Below are 17,345 nucleotides of genomic sequence, written 5' to 3'. Positions count from 1 at the left end.
ATTGTGCGAATATGCAAAAAATAATGGTAGTGGATGATGAAGAAGTATTACGGATGTTAATCGAGGATACATTGGAAGATTTGGAGAATGTTGAGATTCACACAGCGGAGAATGGGTTGGAAGCTCTAACTAAGCTGTCTACGGATCCTTATGATTTGGTGATTCTGGATTATATGATGCCGGAAATGACAGGGATTGAAGTGCTTCAGCAGCTGGATGAGGAGAAAAAGAAAACTACAGCTATATTAATGTTAACGGCCAAAGCACAAGATGTAGATCGAATTCGAGCAGTTGAAGCAGGTGCGCGTTACTTCATGCCGAAACCATTTAGTCCGATGGAACTCTTGCAGATTGTGGAGGGGATCCTGAGTGGTGAAGGAAAGTAACGCTAATCACAGCATCAAAAATAAATATTTCCGCATCATTGTATTAGTGTTTTCTTTAATCATTCTTATGGGAACTGTTTTTTTTATTTTCATAAACTATGAGCAAGATGAATTAAGTAGAGAACGTGAAAGTTTGCAGTATAAAGCAGACACGATCAGTGAGATGGCGAGCACGTTAAATGAGGTGTTTTTCCGAGCTAGGGGATTCACTTTGCTTAAGGACGAGAATGAATTAAAGCTCTTAAATGCAGCCCTAGTAAAATTTGATCAAATTCTGGATACGTATTCTAATCTTAATTTATCCGCCGAAGAAGCCTTGTTTAGAGATGGTTTAAAATCATTTTATGTCCAGTATAAAAATAAAACGCTACCGGAAGCGATTCGGCTTGTCGAGGCTGATGATTATGCTGCTTTGAGAGTACTATCCGGAGATGGTATTACTAAATCAGTGAATGATTTTCTAACGTATACGAAAGAGTACAGACAGCGATCCGATGCAGCATTAAATACCATGGCTATGGATTATATCAAACGAGCTAACGAATTCACCTTTATCGCCTTCTTTTTTAGCACGATTATTCTACTGTTCTTTACCTTTATGATCTGGCGGATTCTTAAGAATTTAATTAATCCTATTTTGAAGCTGGAAGGGGCCACTCATTCCTTGGCTGCCGGTGAGGAAATTCTTCTCGGCAAGCTTAAGCATCAAGATGAGATTGGTCGGCTTTATAATGCATTTCTAAATATGGCCAGAAGTATTCAGGACAAAGAAGAAGAATTGATGATGCAGAATGAAGAGTTACACGCGCAGCAAGATGAACTTCAGGATCAGCAGTACAGACTGCAACGTTCGCTTAGTGAAATAGAGAGTATGATGAAGGCACTCGATCAATCCTCAGCGGTGGGGATCCTTACAGATAAAGGCGTATTTACCTACGCGAATGATAATTTAAGCAAATATACCGGCTATAAAAATTCTGAAATTATCGGTTTTACCTATAAGTTATTTGAACTCTATAATATATCTAGAGAACAAATGCAGAAGATCTTCAACAAATTATATACGGGCGGGGTATGGAGCAATGAACTCCAGATTCTGACTAAAGACGGATTGCCAATCTGGATGCATCTGACTGTCGTGCCGTATCTGAACAATGAGGGTGTGATTTATCAGTACATTTTTATCGCGTATGATGTCACCTCTATGAAAAGTGTACAGCTGGAGCTAGCGGAAACGCTGAAGAATACAGAACAGACCAAAAAAATGCTTGAACTTAATAATCAGCTGAATCATGACATTACGTACACCTTAGATAAACAAGAATTCGCAGATAAGTTTATTCAGTTCATGCATCACCTGTATTCATTTGATTCGAGTTTCTTCCTTCTTGTAAAAGATAAGATCGCGGCTGTTAATGGGATTCCTCAGGAAAATGTAGAGCGTTATCTCGATAATGAGAATAATGAAATGTTATATCGTTTGAAGATGGAAAAAACTTATCTGATTAAGCGTCTAGCTACGCAATCGGAACAGGGAATTTCTGCGAATGAGGTCTACTGTTATGATTTCTATACCACTGTTGTAAATGCAGAAGATGAGATTCTAGCTGTATTTTGCGGAACCCGGATTGGACATTCTTTCAGTAAAGAAGAGATTAATGAGGTTCAAGGAATGATGAACCGCGTAGCTCTGGCGATTGAACGTTTATTCATGTACGAAGAGATTGAACATGGGCGAAAGCTGAACCGCGATATCGTGAATAACGTAAACGAAGGCATTCAGTTCGTGAGTACAGAAGGCGTGATGCTTCAGATGAATAAGGCGCTGTGCAACATCGTTAACTATGACTGGATTGAAGGTACACTGACTCCTAGAAAAGAATGGATGGATTATTTCATCGAACGCTCGAATGAGAACCATGAGCTTCGGTCGTTTTTTGAACAGGCAATCTCTGAGGATGCTCTGGAGTCCAGCAGTATGCAATACTCCATTGGAACGGAATCCAAGAAGCATATTGATGTTTATGCGATTCCTGTTTTCCGCCGGGAGCTTAGAATTGGTACATTGTTTGTATATAGAGATATCACTAGGGAGTACGAGCTGGATCTTATGAAATCTGATCTTGTCAGTACGGTAAGTCATGAGCTGAGAACACCATTGTCGAGTGTATTAGGATTCACGGAACTGCTATTGTCCAAAACCATGAAGCCTGAGAAGCAGCTGAAGTATTTGGAGACGATTCATAAGGAAGCGAAGCGGTTGACTGAGCTTATTAATGATTTTCTGGATCTGCAGAGAATGGAGTCAGGGAAGCAGCAGTATATCACGGAGCATGTAAATCTTAGTGAAATTGTCCTTGGGGTTATAGATCAATATAAACTTAGTAGCACGCATCATGTGCTATTGGTGGATGAGGCTCTGAATGCGGAGGTAGACGTGGACAAGGATAAGATCGTCCAAGTTCTAACGAATTTGTTAAGTAATGCGATCAAGTTCTCACCGTCTAACAATGAAGTGAAGGTACTGCTGCATAATGAGCTGGATCATATTATTGTGCGTATCCAGGATAATGGTCTGGGCATTCCAAAGGATCAAATCGGACAGCTATTCCAAAAATTCAGACGAGTGGACAACAGTGCCTCCAAAAGAATTGGTGGAACAGGTCTCGGTCTTGCCATCTGTAAAGAAATTATTGAGAAACAAAAGGGAACCATCGGTATTGATTCGGTAGAGGGTGAAGGGACAACCGTTTGGTTTAGCCTTCCAATCCTTAATGCAGAAGCAAGCCGGCAGCAAGATGAGCTGAATAAATGGAATGCCGATAAAGAGCTCAAACCTAATGTAATGATTGTTGAAGATGATTATAGTCTTTCGTTGCTTTTATCAGAAGAGCTAAAAGGGAAGGGGTTCCGTGTTACCCATCACTATCATCCACAACAAGCTTTTGATCAGGCCTTGAAAACACCATTTGTTGCGATCGTGGTTGATTTGATGCTTGGTGAAGAACTGGACGGCTGGGATTTGATCCGAATGCTAAAAGAGGATTCGAGAACAGAGAATATTCCGATTGTTATCTCTTCTGCTCTGGATCAATCAGATAAGAACCAATTGAATGATGTGATACAGAAGTATTTGACGAAGCCTTATCCGCCAGGTGAGTTATCAAATACGCTTGAAGAGATTGTGAAGATAAAGACAGGGGTAGGCGAGGTATTATTTCCCGAAAGTAAGAAGGATTTATAGTTTTTATTTATCACAATATTTTATAAATAGTATCATTTTTTATAATGAAACCGATCAAAACAGGGCAAATCATACTGTTTTGATCGGTTTTTACGTACTTTATTGATACTTTTTCAATAATTAACAATTTTTAGGTGAAAATGACTTCATTGATCGTTTACAAATATTGTGATAGCCTGATTTTATGAGGTTCTAAAAAAGGCTCAGATAAATTCAATTGAGGCACGGATCATAACCAGATTTCATGTTTAGGAGAGGTGGATATTGTTGCAACTACAGGTAACGAACAGTCCTTTTAACGAGAACCAAGTCGAGCTTCTCAATCGTCTTCTACCAACCTTAACGGAGACGCAGCAAATATGGCTCAGTGGATATTTGTCCGCGATTGGACGTACTACGTCGGCAGCGCCAGCAGGCGCTGAACTTCAAGTGCCATCGAATACGATTGGAAACACAGAGGCTGGCGCTGCCGTAACGAGCCAACCAGCAGCCTCACGGGAAGTGACCATATTATTTGGTTCGCAAACGGGTAATTGCCAGCGACTTGCGGGGAGCTTGTCCCGCAAGCTGGAAGAGCAAGAATTTCAGGTCACACTCTCCGCGATGAACAATTTCAAACCTACAGCGCTTAAAAAGGTTGAGAATCTACTTCTATTGGTGAGTACTCATGGAGAAGGTGAACCACCTGATAATGCAAGGATTTTTCATGAATTTCTTTACAGTAAAAGAGCTCCTCAATTAGAGAACCTGCGGTTTTCAGTTCTGGCTCTGGGAGACACCTCTTATGAATTTTTCTGTCAGACGGGTAAAGAGTTCGATCAGAGGTTAGAGGAACTTGGTGGTAAGCGCCTAAGTCCACGTGTGGATTGTGATCTCGATTATGACGATTCCGTTACCGAATGGTTTGAAGGTGTAATTGGTGCATTAAATGCAAATTTAAATGCTCCAGCGATTGCTGCAAAAGCGGTTCAAGCCGCGGAGGACGCAGAGTCACAAGAACCTCTATATACTCGTAATAATCCTTTTAAGGCAGAGGTACTGGAGAATCTGAATTTGAACGGACGCGGCTCGGACCGGGAGACTCGCCATTTGGAACTATCGCTTGAAGGCTCTAATATACAGTTTGAACCTGGGGATGCACTGGGAGTATATCCAGAGAATCATTCTGAACTGGTGGACGCTATTATTCATACTATGGGCTGGAATCCTAATGATAAGGTTCCGTTTAATAAGAAAGGTGATGAAGGAGCCTTACGTGAGGCACTTCTGCATCATTATGAAATCACTGTATTGACCAAACCTTTGCTGGAGCAAGCGGCAAAGCTGTCTGCTTCAAACAAGCTGAGTGAGTTATTAGCTCCAGATCGTGCTTCGGAGCTTAAAGCGTATATTCAAGGACGCGATCTACTCGATTTGATCCAGGACTTCTCACCGTGGGAAGGTCCAGCCAGCAGTTTTGTGACGATTTTGCGGAAGCTTCCTGCACGCCTATATTCTATCGCTAGCAGTTATAAAGCTAATCCGGATGAGGTTCATCTAACCGTCAGAGCTGTACGTTATGAGGCTCATGGTAGGGAACGTTACGGAGTCTGCTCAGTGCATTGCGCAGAAAGAGTAGAGCCGGGAGATACATTGCCTATTTACATTCAGCATAATCCTAACTTTAAGCTGCCGACTAATCCGGAAGCACCGATCATCATGATCGGACCAGGCACAGGTGTTGCACCATTCCGCTCTTTCCTAGAGGAACGTGGAGAGCTGGGAGCGGAAGGGAAATCTTGGCTGTTCTATGGGGATCGGCATTTTGTAACAGATTTCCTGTATCAGACAGATTGGCAGAGAATGCTAAAGGATGGCGTTCTAAGCAAGCTGGATGTCGCCTTCTCACGTGATACCGAAGAGAAAGTATATGTACAACATCGCATTTTACAAAAGAGTCGTGAGGTTTATGAATGGCTGCAAGAAGGTGCTCATATCTACGTTTGCGGTGACGAGAAGTACATGGCGCATGATGTTCATTCTGCACTGCTTACGGTAATTCAGAGTGAGGGCGGACTGAGCCTTGAAGCGGCAGCGGCTTATCTGGAAGATATGCAACAGACGCAGCGTTACCAGCGTGATGTCTATTAATGGATAGATGGAGTTATCGAATGACTTCGGGGGGAGATAACAACAATGGCAAACAATGAGAAGGTTCAGCCGATCGGCGGGCCTCCAAGTGATGTTGAGCATATTAAATCGGAGAGTAACTATCTGAGGGGTGCATTAGTTGAGACACTAAGCAATCCGATTACGGGTGGTCTACCTGAAGATGATAATCGGCTGCTTAAATTTCACGGAAGCTATATGCAGGATGACAGAGATTTGCGCAATGAACGGGAACGTCAGAAGCTGGAGCCAGCATTCCAGTTTATGCTTCGCGTAGTTGCCCCAGGTGGTGTAGCTACACCGGAACAATGGCTGGTGATGGATGATCTGGCACAGAAGTATGGTAACGGAACCTTACGTCTGACTACAAGACAGGCATTTCAAATGCATGGCGTTCTCAAATGGAACTTAAAAAAGACCATTCGAAGCATCAATGATACGCTAATGACAACCCTTGCAGCTTGTGGGGATGTCAACCGTAACGTAATGAGCAATCCGAATCCTTATCAATCTGAGGTGCATGCAGAAGTCTATGAATGGGCGCGCAAAGTTAGTGATCATCTATCCCCACGTACTCCCGCTTACCATGAAATTTGGCTAGACGGTGAAAAGGTAGTGGATAGTTTAGGAGATCGGGCAGAAGTTGAACCGATCTATGGTCCGGTATATTTACCGCGTAAATTCAAGATTGGTCTTGCGGTGCCCCCTTCAAATGACGTAGATGTGTTCTCGCAGGATCTAGGCTTCATCGCTATTCTTGAGAATGATAAGCTGGTAGGGTTCAACGTTTCTGTAGGCGGCGGTATGGGAATGACGCATGGCGATACCAGCACGTATCCTCAACTTGGCCGCATCATTGGTTTTTGCCGTCCTGATCAATTGATCGATGTAGCGGAGAAGACCGTAACGATTCAGCGAGACTATGGAAATCGTTCTGTCCGCAAAAATGCACGGTTCAAGTATACGATTGACCGCCACGGTCTGGAATGGTTTGTCGATGAGCTGCATGAAAGACTCGGATGGCAGCTTGAGGCGGCACGTGAGTACCATTTCGACCATAATGGAGACCGCTATGGCTGGGTGAAGGGTACGAATGGAAAATGGAATTTGACGCTTTATATCCAAAGCGGACGGATTCATGACCAAGAAGGGTACACATTGATGACTGGACTGCGGGAAATTGCCAAGATTCATTCCGGGGATTTCCGGCTTACGCCGAATCAGAATTTAACGATTGCTAACGTAACCACTGCCAAAAAGCGAAAAGTGGCTGAGCTGGCTAAACAGCATGGACTTACGGACGGAGCTCATCTGTCTGCGCTACGACGCAGTTCGATGTCTTGTGTGGCGCTACCAACCTGCGGACTTGCAATGGCTGAAGCAGAACGTTATTTGCCTTCGTTGATTGATAAGCTAGAGCTTGTCCTTGATGAAGCTGGTCTACGCGATGAGGAAATCGTGATCCGGATGACAGGCTGTCCTAATGGGTGTGCAAGACCGGCACTAGGCGAAATCTCGTTTATTGGTAAAGGTCCAGGCAGATATAATATGTACTTGGGAGCAGGTTTTACGGGAGATCGCTTGAACAAAATGTATAAAGAAAACATAGATGAAAAAGAAATTCTGGAGACGCTGGAGCCAATTCTTCATCGTTATTCAAAAGAACGTCTGCATAGCGAGCATTTTGGAGATTTCGTGATCCGTGCAGGTTATGTCAAAACGGTTTCGTCAGGTCTTAATTTTCATGACTAATCTAATTTAGACTGAAATGGGTGTCCCAGAGCCTGCATTATGGCTGCTGGGACACCTCTTTGTTGGTTGGCCTTACCCTAACCACATTTTCATAAGAATAAGGGAAGTTTTTTAGTTTCAGACAGGAATAAATATTTTTTTTGCTTAATGATTTGGATTTCTCGTGTTTTTCTTTCATAATATAAAGGGGAAACTAAATACAAAAGAAGAGCCATTGCCCGAGAGTGATGTGTTCTGTACAGAAGAGGCGATATTATGATTATCATGAAAACGATGGAAGAGATCGAAAAAATGCGTGCGGCGGGAAAAATTCTCGCTGAATGTCATCGTCAAATTGCGCAAATTCTACAGCCGGGAATTACTACCTGGGAGATTGATGAATTTGCAGAAAAATTTATACTGTCTCAAGGAGCGACTCCTGAGCAAAAGGGATATAACGGATATCCGTATGCAACCTGTGCCTCTGTAAATGATGTAATCTGCCACGGATTTCCGAAGAAGGAACCACTTAAAGATGGAGATATAGTAACCATAGACATGGTAGTTAACTTAGATGGCTGGTTGGCAGATTCCGCATGGTCATATGGGATTGGCAACATTAGTGAGCAGGCGACTAAATTACTAGACACCACAAAAGAATCTTTATTCCGTGGTATCGAGCAGGCAGTTGCAGGCAACCGTATCGGGGATGTCGCTCATGCTATTCAAGTTTACGCAGAGTCTAATGGTTTTTCAGTTGTGCGTGATTTTATTGGTCATGGGATTGGTTCAGAAATGCATGAAGCACCAGAGGTACCTCACTATGGTCCGGCTGGCAGAGGACCTCGTCTTAAAGAGGGGATGGTATTTACCATTGAACCGATGCTGAACACAGGCAGCTACAGAACAAAAATTGATGCGGATGGTTGGACTGCACGTACCATTGACGGCGGTCTGTCAGCACAGTATGAACATACATTAGCTATCACCCCTCAAGGAACCATTATCCTGACTGAACTATAATTTAGGGTAGAAAATAGACCTGATTAGCTTCATCTTCTCATGATGTTGCTGATCAGGTCTATTTGTTGTTCAGTTAATCAGTAATGTTGCGAGTATAATATTCAATGATATCTTTTCGACGAATAATTCCGACAAACACGCCTTCTTTATCAATCACAGGTACAAAATTCTGATCTGCGGCGAGCGTCAGCATATCCTCCATTTCGGCATTTATGAGAACGCTCTCGTTATGAACATGCTTCTGGATATCGCTTACTGGAACTTCTCCTATATTGTCAAAAGTTAGACCTGCTGTGTTTTTCAGCTTCCACAATAGATCACCTTCCGAAAGTGTTCCTACATATTTTCCTTCATTATCAATAATAGGGATAGCCGTATAATGGTGCTGCTCTAATTGTTCTAAGGCTTCCAGCATGGATAGTGAGTTAGTGATATAGGCAACTTGATCTTTAGGCAACAAAAAAGAGGATATTTCCATCGGCATGAACTCCTTTGTATTGAGATTTTTTTAGTTAGGCTACTTTTATTTAAACATACTTTTTGAAGGGATAGGTGTTTTAAATTTTATTATTTAATTATAGGTGAAAAGACCTATTTAATGATAGTCGTATTTTGTCGATTAAAGATAAGGTATATTATCCTAGAGTGGAGTTGTTCAGATGGCGTTATATCGTAGGCTTTCTTTAACGGTTAAATTTGTTCTGGTAGTAAGTTTAGTTATCATTGTTATCTTTTTCTTTAGTCTAATCGCGAATCTGCTTAATCTTCGAAGTGTGAGCATATCGAACGGTGAACTAGAGGCGGAAGTTGCTGGGCGAAGTTATGCGGAAACTATTCAGAATAGTATGGTAGACATAGAGTCGGCAGCAAAGGTATTCACAGATGTACTGGTTGAATCAAGAGAACATCAAACTTTGAGTCGTGAAGAAGTTATTTCTACAATGAAATCGATGCTCGAGAATAGACCCGAGCTTTTTGCAATTAGTACATTGTGGGAACCCAATGCCTTCGATCAAAACGATCAGGCTAATATCAATAAGACGCCATATGATGATGGTACGGGGCGTTTTATTCCTTATGTTCTTAGAAATCAAGGTTCAATAACGGTTGAACCCTTAAAGAATTATGATGTAGAAGGTGCGGGTGATTATTACCTTTTACCTAAAAAAGAGAAAAAACCGATCTACATTGAACCCTATTCCTATGAGACGACTGGTGGGGCTATAGAGATGATTTCGGTTATGCTGCCTATTTTGGACAAATCGGGCACTTTTCTTGGGACGGTAGGATTTGATGTTTCGTTATCAAAGCTCCAGGAGGATGCTGATAAATATAAACCTATGGGTGGATACGTTTCTCTAGTCACGGGTAATGGTAAATATGCAGCTAATCCTAATGATCCAGAAAGTGTACTTAAAGATTTCGGTGATACGGAAGAGAAAGCTGCACTGTGGAGACAAGTGAAGAATGGGAAGTCGGTTCAGGGGTACACCAATAATTCCAAAGGAGAAAATGTACTTCGTATTTTTGTTCCGATTCCACTGCCAGAAAGCGATCAGGTATGGTATACGCAGACTGCGATTCCTAAAGCTACAATCATGGCTGACTACGAACAAACGAAAACAGAATCATTTATTATCATGCTTGTTGGGATGCTGATTCTAGGAATAGTTATAGTCTTACAATTATGGTTAATGGTGATCAAACCGCTTCGAGTATTATCTGAGAAATTGCAGCTTATGGCTCAAGGGGACTTAACACAAACATTGCAGGTTCGAAATGATGATGAATTCGGTAAGATGTCTTCACATTTTAATCAGATGACATATAAGCTTCGAGAAATGTTTGGACTTGTGGCTGATTTATCGATGTCAGTGGGTGCTACTTCTGAAGAGTTGACAGCGAACGCGGAACAGACAGGGAAAGCTGCTGAACAGATTGCTGTGGCTATTGGACGAGTCGCCGAGGGAGCGCAACTGCAGAATGGTTATGCAGGAGAATCTTCTCTGGCCATGAGCGATCTTAGCATTGGAGTGCAACGTATCGCTGACTCTTCATCAGCGGTGTCTGCATCTGCAGACGAAGTAACCGATCAAACGAAGAGAGGCAGTGCACAGCTTCAAATGGCGGTGAACCAGATGACAGAGCTTAAGCAATCCGTGGATGAGACGAGTCTGGCGATTGAACGACTAGGTGAAAGATCTGTACAGATTAGTGGGATTATTGGTCTGATCTCGAATATCAGTAAACAGACTAATCTATTAGCATTAAACGCAGCAATTGAAGCATCCAGAGTGGGTGAACAAGGTCGTGGATTTGCTGTAGTAGCTTCGGAAATACGCATGTTGGCGGATCAAACGAAACAAGCTGCCGAACAAGTTACTGAATTAGTCGAACATGTGGTCCAAGATACTAATCAAGCCTCACAGGCTATGGCTGTTGGTAATGAGCAAGTACGTATCGGTGTGCAGGGTGTATCTGACAGTGATCTTTTGTTTACATCGATTCTTGCTGAAATGACACAGGTTACAGATCAGATTCAGGAAGTATCTGCAGCTGCACAGCAGATGACTGCTGGTACAGAGCAAATTTCAGCTAGTGTAAAAGTATTAGCTGAACTTGCATCAGAAGCGTCCGCAGATTCACAAAGTGTTGCAGCAGCCTCAGAGGAGCAGCTTGCTTCTATGGAAGAAATCTCAGCTTCGACGGAATCCCTCAGCTCAATGGTGCAAGATTTGCTGGACAAATTGTCTTATTTTAAAATTTAAACTGATGTGATATCGTGATTACAGGTGGGAAACCCTGTCCTTTTCTAAAGGATTAGGGTTTTTTCTATTTATTACATAATCTAAAAGGTATCTACATGCCATCGGATGTGCTATAATCAATATATCGAAAGTAGTTACCTGCTAATTCACATAGCGTAGAGGGTTATTCTTAAGATGACAATAACCTTGTACCATATGTGAATTTTTATTTTTTTAGAGATTTTGCAAGAGATTTTTTTGGGATAAGAATAACATGTAAATTAAAAAAAGGTGGTAATTATATTATGCAAACAGGAACAGTGAAATGGTTTAACGCAGACAAAGGCTTTGGTTTTATCGAGGTTGAAGGCGGAGAAGACGTATTCGTACATTTCAGCGCAATCACTGGTGACGGATTCAAATCTTTGGATGAAGGACAACGTGTAGAATTTAACGTAGTTCAAGGCAATCGTGGTCAACAAGCTGAGAATGTTGTAAAACTCTAAAGTTGTGAAAAAAATCCCCAAACTTATAGTTTGGGGATTTTTTTAAATATAAGAAATTATAAGTTTCACACAATACTTTATGTCTTATATTTCTCGCTTAGTAGAAAGGTGGCGGATGTAAGTGCAGGTGTTTGAAGACTGGAATTTAAAAGTGAAGAAAACCTTTAACGCTACAAGCAACAAAGAAGTATTGACTGTGTCTGAAGCCGGTAGCTTGCTTGGTCTGTCTAAAGATCAAATGAAAAGCTATGTAGACCAGCATAAGTTAACCAAAGTCCCAATTATGAGAAGTGTTGTCAGGTATCTTTTACTGAAAAGTGAAATCGATACGATCCTGAACAAAACCTAATGTAACCTCAATAAACTTTGCAGACCCATCCTTGATAGGATGTGGTCTTTTTTTTGCCTCAAAAATTTCTTATAAAAAGAAACTTATCGATCCAATGATCGTCTATAATAATGGGATATTTAGGTAATGGAGGGTAGGCAGAAATAAAAAGTGATGTTCATTAATGATGAGAAGTCGCATAAACAGAAAGGGTAATTCATTCAAATGAAAAATAAACAGAGCACTCATCCACCTGCTTCATTTGCTTTAAGTAGAATCGAGAAAAAGAAAGTGAAAAAGAATAAAATCAGCAAGAAAATGAAGATTTGGTACTTTTCGATCGCTACCTTACTTCTTGTTGGGCTGGGATCCTTTATTTTTCGTAAAGAACTAATGATTTTTGGGTTTGATAATGTTGTAGCGCCAACTATTGAACACACCCTTGAAGAGTCCTATGTGCCGTTGGAAGACACTGAAGAATCTGGATTACAAGCAACGACGGAAAATAAAGACCGTCCTTTCTCTATCCTTCTACTAGGCACCGATCAGCGTGGCAAAGAAAACGGACTTTCTGATTCCATTATTTATACAGTTATTCGACCTATAGACCATAAAGCACTGCTCGTCTCCATTCCCCGTGATTCATATACTGAAATTATTGGAGCAGAAAATATCAAAGGAGCACGAAAAGAAACCAAGATTAATGCAGCGCATTCCTACGGTGGTCCTCAGATGAGTGTGGATACCGTTAAGAATCTACTGAACGCACCTATTGATTACTATGCTACTATTAATTTTAATGGGCTTGTGGGTGTTACAGATGCTCTTGGAGGAGTGGTGCTTCCAATCACCAAGGTGATAGAGAATAAGAGCCCCGATCATGAGAAACTAAGAATTGAGCCGAACAAACCGATCTATTCCGGTAAGGAAGCTTTAATGTATGTAAGATATCGGGAAGATTCTGATTTTAAGAGAACAGAGAGACAAAGGATTTTCCTAAAAGCAGCGCTTGATCGGATGAAAAGAATAGATAATATTCTTAATATACAGAACATTATTGAAATTGCTGGCAGTAACTTTAAAACCAATATGAAGTCAGATTTTATTTTGGATTTGGCTAAGAAGGTAATTCTTGAAGGTGGAACCCCTGAAATAACGAGTCATATGCTCCAAGGGGAAGGAAAACATACGGATCAATGGTATTATATACTCAATGAAAATGATGTAAAGCGTACCCATGATATGATTGAGATTTGGCTGAATCCAGAATCTACGGAGGCTGATCTAATAACTGCTTCTAAGGATGATGCTGCATAATATTTTTGCTATTCTATTTTATATTCACACGGAGGTTAGCTTCTATGGCAGTAAAATCAAAGGAGCAAATGATACTCGAATTTAAGTCTCTTATTCCATTCGTGAAATCATTAGAAGAGGTGCCAGATAAACATTGGGATAAGCCCATAGCTACTGGTAAATGGACCGTGAAGGATATTCTCTGTCACCTCATGCTCTGGGATAAATATTTCTATGAAGGTGCTATTAAGAAGATTATTTTGAAAGAACCACTAACAACGAAACATTTGGATTTTAACGAATTTAATGCTAACGCGATTGAGTATGCCAAATTGTTATCCAAGCAAACCTTGATTGAACAATTTGTGCTCTACAGATCTAGAATTTTAGATGCAGTCTCTGGATTAACGGATGAAGAATGTGATTTGGAATATAAGGATGGAGACCGCAAGAAGTTCAGTGTTCGCAAGTATATGAGAAGTTTTATACCACATGATAAGCATCATAAAAAACAGATTGAACAATTTCTAAAATACATACAGCAAGGTTGAAAGTTTGCCTTTTATGGTTTAAGCTTTAGCGCGATTCTGAACCAATTTCATGGATTGGCGAATGAGTATTGGGCCGAACATGCTGCCGGCTGAGGCGGCTATAAAGGAATGTAAGGGAAACCTAATGGCAAAGTAAATGACCGTTCCAGCTACAAAGTCAATAAGAATGAATTTCTTGATCTCGGATAGTGGGATTGTGACGAATACAAATGATTCTTTATTTTTCAAGTGGTTGACCTCCTATTTGATAACGCAGCATATAAATCCACTGTTCATTCTATTTTGAGAACAAGATGTCCCATTCGAAATATTTAGACTAACGGCATAGAAGAGTAAAGGGTGAAGACTCGAATGGATAATCAGGATCATCAAAAAGAGCGGAAACCGCTATTATATATACAGACAGCAAATCATGTTATGGAAGAAATCAGGAAGAGAAAGCTTCAGTCACATGATCTTGTCCCATCTGAAGGGGAGATTGCCAAGTTGTACGGTGCCGACTTTAATAAGCCTGGCTTTGAATTCGTTCGACCATTACCTAGTCATCAGCTATATGAGCCCATCGTGACTGATATGAAGCGAGTAAACGGCAAACGGTTCTTGCTACGTTTATGCATGCCGGTACAAGCGTATGAATTATATGGTGCGCCGAAGGAACTTGAATTAGTGTATGATTTTGAGCATGAAGGTACGGTTGACGTATCACTGCAATGGTTCGGAAAAGAAGCGAACCGCCTTCCAGAAGCAAGCTGGTTCGGTTGTGCATTGAATGTCGATAATCCTAATCTTTGGATGATGGATAAGATGGGCTTGCCAGTCTCACCTTTGCGTGTAGTGAAGGACGGGAATCGTAATCTTCATGCCATTGGACGTGGCGTTAGTTATCAGGGGGCAGATGGGAGCGCCTTTATCGAAACCATGGATGCTGCTTTGGCTGCACCGGGTCAAAAAAGACTGCTACAATTCGATAATTCTTTTGTTTCTCTAGATAAAGGATGGCATTTTAATTTGCACAACAATATCTGGGGTACGAATTTCCCTATGTGGTACGGTGAAGATGCAGTATTTCGTTTTCGTCTAAATTTACAATCGAACCGTAAGTAAAATAATAAATGTACTTGTGACTGAAATGCACCCCTTAGAATAAACATTGGAAAACCCTCTGGGTCCGATGTCTTTCTATGAGGTGCATTTTTGCTCAGTTTCTGCAACTGATAAGATCTCAATGTTAAAAAGACAAATTTCCACTTGGAAAATTTGGTTTTCATAGGTGATATCCCATATTCCGCCGATTTCTTCTACCGCATTCTTTACGCTTTTTAGACCGATACCATGAAAATGCTTGTCTCGTTTTGTTGTGGCTAATTCTCCGAAATGATTCGTACGTATTGAATGCTGATATGGATTCTGTATTCTGATAAATAAAGTACCCTTATGATAATGAAGTTGGAATTTAATATAAGGCTGAGTCACACCTGGATGCCTGCATGCTTCTATGGCATTATCAAGGGTGTTCCCTAGAATAATGCTAAATGCATAAGCATCTAGGTCAAGCTGAGGTGGAATCTTAATATCCGTTTGAAAGGAGATACCCAGCTTTTTGGCAAATTGCGACTTGTAATTAATGATAGAGTCGATTAGGATGGAGCCGGTATTACTTTCACCTGAAGAGAGTTCTATTACTCCAAGAAGCTTATCCACATCATTCAGTCCGGCTTCTTTTTCCCCAGCTTGTAATTGAGACCTCAGGCCGAGCAAGATATTCCTGAAATCATGTTGAAACGTAAAGACTTCTTGCTGCCTTTCTTTCGTGAGCAGATACTGGTTCATATAGTAGGTGTTCTGCTGTTCCAACAAGTAGTTTTTATTCTGTGCCGATTGTATGGTTAATACACGATCACACAAAAGAATGATCAGGAAGTTGATCAATAGCATTCCTCCGGACAAAGTCGGATACAACGCCGGATATTCCCGCAATGACAGCTCGCCCGATAATTTTGCAATACTGAGAATGCTGATAAACGGAAAGCAGAACAGCCCGATCCAATACCAACTGCTTAGACTGCCCTCGCCAAAAGCTTTGGTAAAACGAAGCGTGATCTGTACCAGTATAAACATCAGAATCTTAGACAAAAACAAGGTAAAGATGTATCCGCTTGTCGTATACACAGGTGCAGTAGCTGCATCTGAAAGAATAATCAGTGCGACTATAAATAAAGCAGCACCAATACGCCATTGTATTTTTCCTTTATACAAAAAGGACAAGAGAACGATCCCCACTATATTAAGCCCTAGCATCCATAAGCCGGGGAGTGGGCTGTAATGAAGGAGGAGTACAAAAATATAATAAGCAGTGTATACGGAATAAAGGATTACTTTGGATTCCCAAAGCCGTGGGAAACAATGGTCATAGAAATAATGAATGATAAATGGGAGAGCTGCCAGTGTGAGGGCATAGAACAGCTCATCCAGTAGAATATTATTCAAGCAGACTCCCCCTGAATTGCAAATAACTCTTTTTCACTACGGTGCTTTGCTTATCGCTAATCGGAAGTTCTTCCCCACTCGTTAATACAATTTTTTTGCCCTGAATTTGTTTTATGTAATCGAAATTCACAAGATACGATTGATGAATCCGCACAAACTGCTTCGAAGGTAACTTTCCTTCTTCTATAGATAAAGTACTGTAATATTCCGTTTGATCTTCCGTTGTTTGCAAAATGATTTTTCGGCGATCACTTGCCAAGTACATAATATTACGGATTGGAATAAGTAGTTTAGTTCCACTTTGGTGTACAGGCAGTAATTTTGGTTGGTTTTGCTGACGCTTGACCTTTATTTGCTGAATCATAGAGATTAGTTTTTTTTCAAAAGACTCGTTATGTATAGGCTTCTTTATAAAACCGGAAGGTTGAACGTCAAATAGTTGAACATGATACTCTTCGTGGCTCGATACGTAAATCAACCGAACCCTATCATTATCACAATCTCTCCGTAATATATGACCCGCTGTTATTCCGCTTATTCCCTTCATTTCTATATCCATAAAAATAAGATCAAATGGACAACCATGTTGAATGGCTTTCGTGAAACTTTCACCAGAATAGAATATCGATACCTCTATCTTTACAGTCTGCTGAATGGGATGGTTAAGGATCAATCTCTCAATATATTCTGTTGCCTTGAAATCATCATCACAAATAGCAATATGTATCATGTGAAATTCCCCTCCTGTGTTATAAATAATAATACATTATATGGGAGTATATTCAACCTTTATCCTTTTAGGGATCACTTGGAAGCGGCGAAAGTTACATTTATTCCCGTGTTTTTTACCATTGCGATTAGTAATTCTAGTAAACATGCTAATTTAATATCAATTAGT

General features: G+C 40.8%; 15 protein-coding genes. 11 read left to right on the top strand and 4 right to left on the bottom strand.

What is annotated here, in order from left to right; all coding sequences use genetic code 11:
- Positions 1 to 11: 11 nt before the first annotated feature.
- The 5 genes from MHI27_RS20910 to map all read left to right on the top strand — a co-directional run bounded on the left by MHI27_RS20910 (position 12) and on the right by map (position 8,532).
- Positions 12 to 386 (top strand): response regulator transcription factor, encoded by a 375-nt coding sequence (locus MHI27_RS20910; RefSeq protein ID WP_149646881.1) that lies wholly within the window; start codon positions 12 to 14, stop codon positions 384 to 386.
- On the top strand, positions 373 to 3,630 hold the full coding sequence (locus MHI27_RS20905; protein WP_405174640.1) for an ATP-binding protein: 3,258 nt from the start codon (positions 373 to 375) through the stop codon (positions 3,628 to 3,630). The genes MHI27_RS20910 and MHI27_RS20905 overlap by 14 nt, the downstream gene beginning before the upstream one ends.
- 267 nt (positions 3,631 to 3,897) lie before the next feature.
- On the top strand, positions 3,898 to 5,760 hold the full coding sequence (locus MHI27_RS20900) for an assimilatory sulfite reductase (NADPH) flavoprotein subunit (RefSeq protein WP_405176775.1): 1,863 nt from the start codon (positions 3,898 to 3,900) through the stop codon (positions 5,758 to 5,760).
- Positions 5,761 to 5,805: 45 nt separating this feature from the next.
- Positions 5,806 to 7,530, top strand: coding sequence for an assimilatory sulfite reductase (NADPH) hemoprotein subunit (gene cysI, locus MHI27_RS20895; RefSeq protein WP_405174639.1), 1,725 nt, complete (start codon positions 5,806 to 5,808; stop codon positions 7,528 to 7,530).
- A 255-nt stretch (positions 7,531 to 7,785) separates the two neighbouring features.
- Complete coding sequence (map, locus tag MHI27_RS20890; protein WP_042129378.1) at positions 7,786 to 8,532, top strand: type I methionyl aminopeptidase; 747 nt, start codon at positions 7,786 to 7,788, stop codon at positions 8,530 to 8,532.
- 73 nt (positions 8,533 to 8,605) lie between these two features.
- Here the strand turns inward: map and MHI27_RS20885 are convergent, their stop codons facing one another.
- Positions 8,606 to 9,010, bottom strand: coding sequence for a CBS domain-containing protein (locus MHI27_RS20885; RefSeq protein WP_042189973.1), 405 nt, complete (start codon positions 9,008 to 9,010; stop codon positions 8,606 to 8,608).
- A 181-nt stretch (positions 9,011 to 9,191) separates the two neighbouring features.
- Here MHI27_RS20885 and MHI27_RS20880 point away from each other — a divergent pair, with 181 nt between their 5' ends.
- The 5 genes from MHI27_RS20880 to MHI27_RS20860 all read left to right on the top strand — a co-directional run bounded on the left by MHI27_RS20880 (position 9,192) and on the right by MHI27_RS20860 (position 13,960).
- Positions 9,192 to 11,300 (top strand): methyl-accepting chemotaxis protein, encoded by a 2,109-nt coding sequence (locus tag MHI27_RS20880; protein WP_405174638.1) that lies wholly within the window; start codon positions 9,192 to 9,194, stop codon positions 11,298 to 11,300.
- Positions 11,301 to 11,584: 284 nt separating this feature from the next.
- Complete coding sequence (locus tag MHI27_RS20875; RefSeq protein WP_036685790.1) at positions 11,585 to 11,785, top strand: cold-shock protein; 201 nt, start codon at positions 11,585 to 11,587, stop codon at positions 11,783 to 11,785.
- Positions 11,786 to 11,906: 121 nt separating this feature from the next.
- Positions 11,907 to 12,134, top strand: a complete 228-nt coding sequence (locus MHI27_RS20870) for a helix-turn-helix domain-containing protein (protein ID WP_042189969.1) — start codon at positions 11,907 to 11,909, stop codon at positions 12,132 to 12,134.
- A gap of 204 nt (positions 12,135 to 12,338) precedes the next feature.
- Complete coding sequence (locus MHI27_RS20865; RefSeq protein ID WP_405174637.1) at positions 12,339 to 13,430, top strand: LCP family protein; 1,092 nt, start codon at positions 12,339 to 12,341, stop codon at positions 13,428 to 13,430.
- 44 nt (positions 13,431 to 13,474) lie between these two features.
- Positions 13,475 to 13,960: a DinB family protein gene (locus tag MHI27_RS20860; protein WP_339266070.1), complete on the top strand. Its 486-nt coding sequence runs from the start codon at positions 13,475 to 13,477 to the stop codon at positions 13,958 to 13,960.
- 18 nt (positions 13,961 to 13,978) lie between these two features.
- Here MHI27_RS20860 and MHI27_RS20855 read toward each other — a convergent pair whose 3' ends face one another.
- Positions 13,979 to 14,188: a hypothetical protein gene (locus MHI27_RS20855; protein ID WP_042189964.1), complete on the bottom strand. Its 210-nt coding sequence runs from the start codon at positions 14,186 to 14,188 to the stop codon at positions 13,979 to 13,981.
- 123 nt (positions 14,189 to 14,311) lie between these two features.
- Here MHI27_RS20855 and MHI27_RS20850 point away from each other — a divergent pair, with 123 nt between their 5' ends.
- Positions 14,312 to 15,064 carry a hypothetical protein gene (locus MHI27_RS20850; RefSeq protein ID WP_405174636.1) on the top strand — a complete coding sequence of 251 codons (753 nt, stop codon included), beginning with the start codon at positions 14,312 to 14,314 and terminating at the stop codon, positions 15,062 to 15,064.
- A gap of 75 nt (positions 15,065 to 15,139) precedes the next feature.
- Here MHI27_RS20850 and MHI27_RS20845 read toward each other — a convergent pair whose 3' ends face one another.
- Positions 15,140 to 16,447, bottom strand: a complete 1,308-nt coding sequence (locus MHI27_RS20845; protein WP_076284637.1) for an ATP-binding protein — start codon at positions 16,445 to 16,447, stop codon at positions 15,140 to 15,142.
- Positions 16,440 to 17,177 carry a LytTR family DNA-binding domain-containing protein gene (locus MHI27_RS20840; protein ID WP_052404359.1) on the bottom strand — a complete coding sequence of 246 codons (738 nt, stop codon included), beginning with the start codon at positions 17,175 to 17,177 and terminating at the stop codon, positions 16,440 to 16,442. Before MHI27_RS20840 ends, MHI27_RS20845 begins: the two co-directional genes overlap by 8 nt.
- Positions 17,178 to 17,345 lie beyond the last annotated feature (168 nt).

It is taken from the genome of Paenibacillus sp. FSL H8-0261 (assembly GCF_045040645.1).
In the GTDB taxonomy this organism is placed as follows: Bacteria; Bacillota; Bacilli; order Paenibacillales; family Paenibacillaceae; genus Paenibacillus_AQ.
This window is presented reverse-complemented; position numbering and strand designations above follow the sequence as displayed.

Excerpts from the sequence above, each read along its gene's own strand:
- MHI27_RS20910 (WP_149646881.1), top strand. The coding sequence starts at position 12 with ATGCAAAAAATAATGGTAGTGGATGATGAAGAAGTATTACGGATGTTA.
- cysI (WP_405174639.1), top strand. The coding sequence starts at position 5,806 with ATGGCAAACAATGAGAAGGTTCAGCCGATCGGCGGGCCTCCAAGTGAT.
- map (WP_042129378.1), top strand. The coding sequence starts at position 7,786 with ATGATTATCATGAAAACGATGGAAGAGATCGAAAAAATGCGTGCGGCG.
- MHI27_RS20885 (WP_042189973.1), bottom strand. The coding sequence starts at position 9,010 with ATGGAAATATCCTCTTTTTTGTTGCCTAAAGATCAAGTTGCCTATATC.
- MHI27_RS20880 (WP_405174638.1), top strand. The coding sequence starts at position 9,192 with ATGGCGTTATATCGTAGGCTTTCTTTAACGGTTAAATTTGTTCTGGTA.
- MHI27_RS20875 (WP_036685790.1), top strand. The coding sequence starts at position 11,585 with ATGCAAACAGGAACAGTGAAATGGTTTAACGCAGACAAAGGCTTTGGT.
- MHI27_RS20865 (WP_405174637.1), top strand. The coding sequence starts at position 12,339 with ATGAAAAATAAACAGAGCACTCATCCACCTGCTTCATTTGCTTTAAGT.
- MHI27_RS20860 (WP_339266070.1), top strand. The coding sequence starts at position 13,475 with ATGGCAGTAAAATCAAAGGAGCAAATGATACTCGAATTTAAGTCTCTT.
- MHI27_RS20850 (WP_405174636.1), top strand. The coding sequence starts at position 14,312 with ATGGATAATCAGGATCATCAAAAAGAGCGGAAACCGCTATTATATATA.
- MHI27_RS20840 (WP_052404359.1), bottom strand. The coding sequence starts at position 17,177 with ATGATACATATTGCTATTTGTGATGATGATTTCAAGGCAACAGAATAT.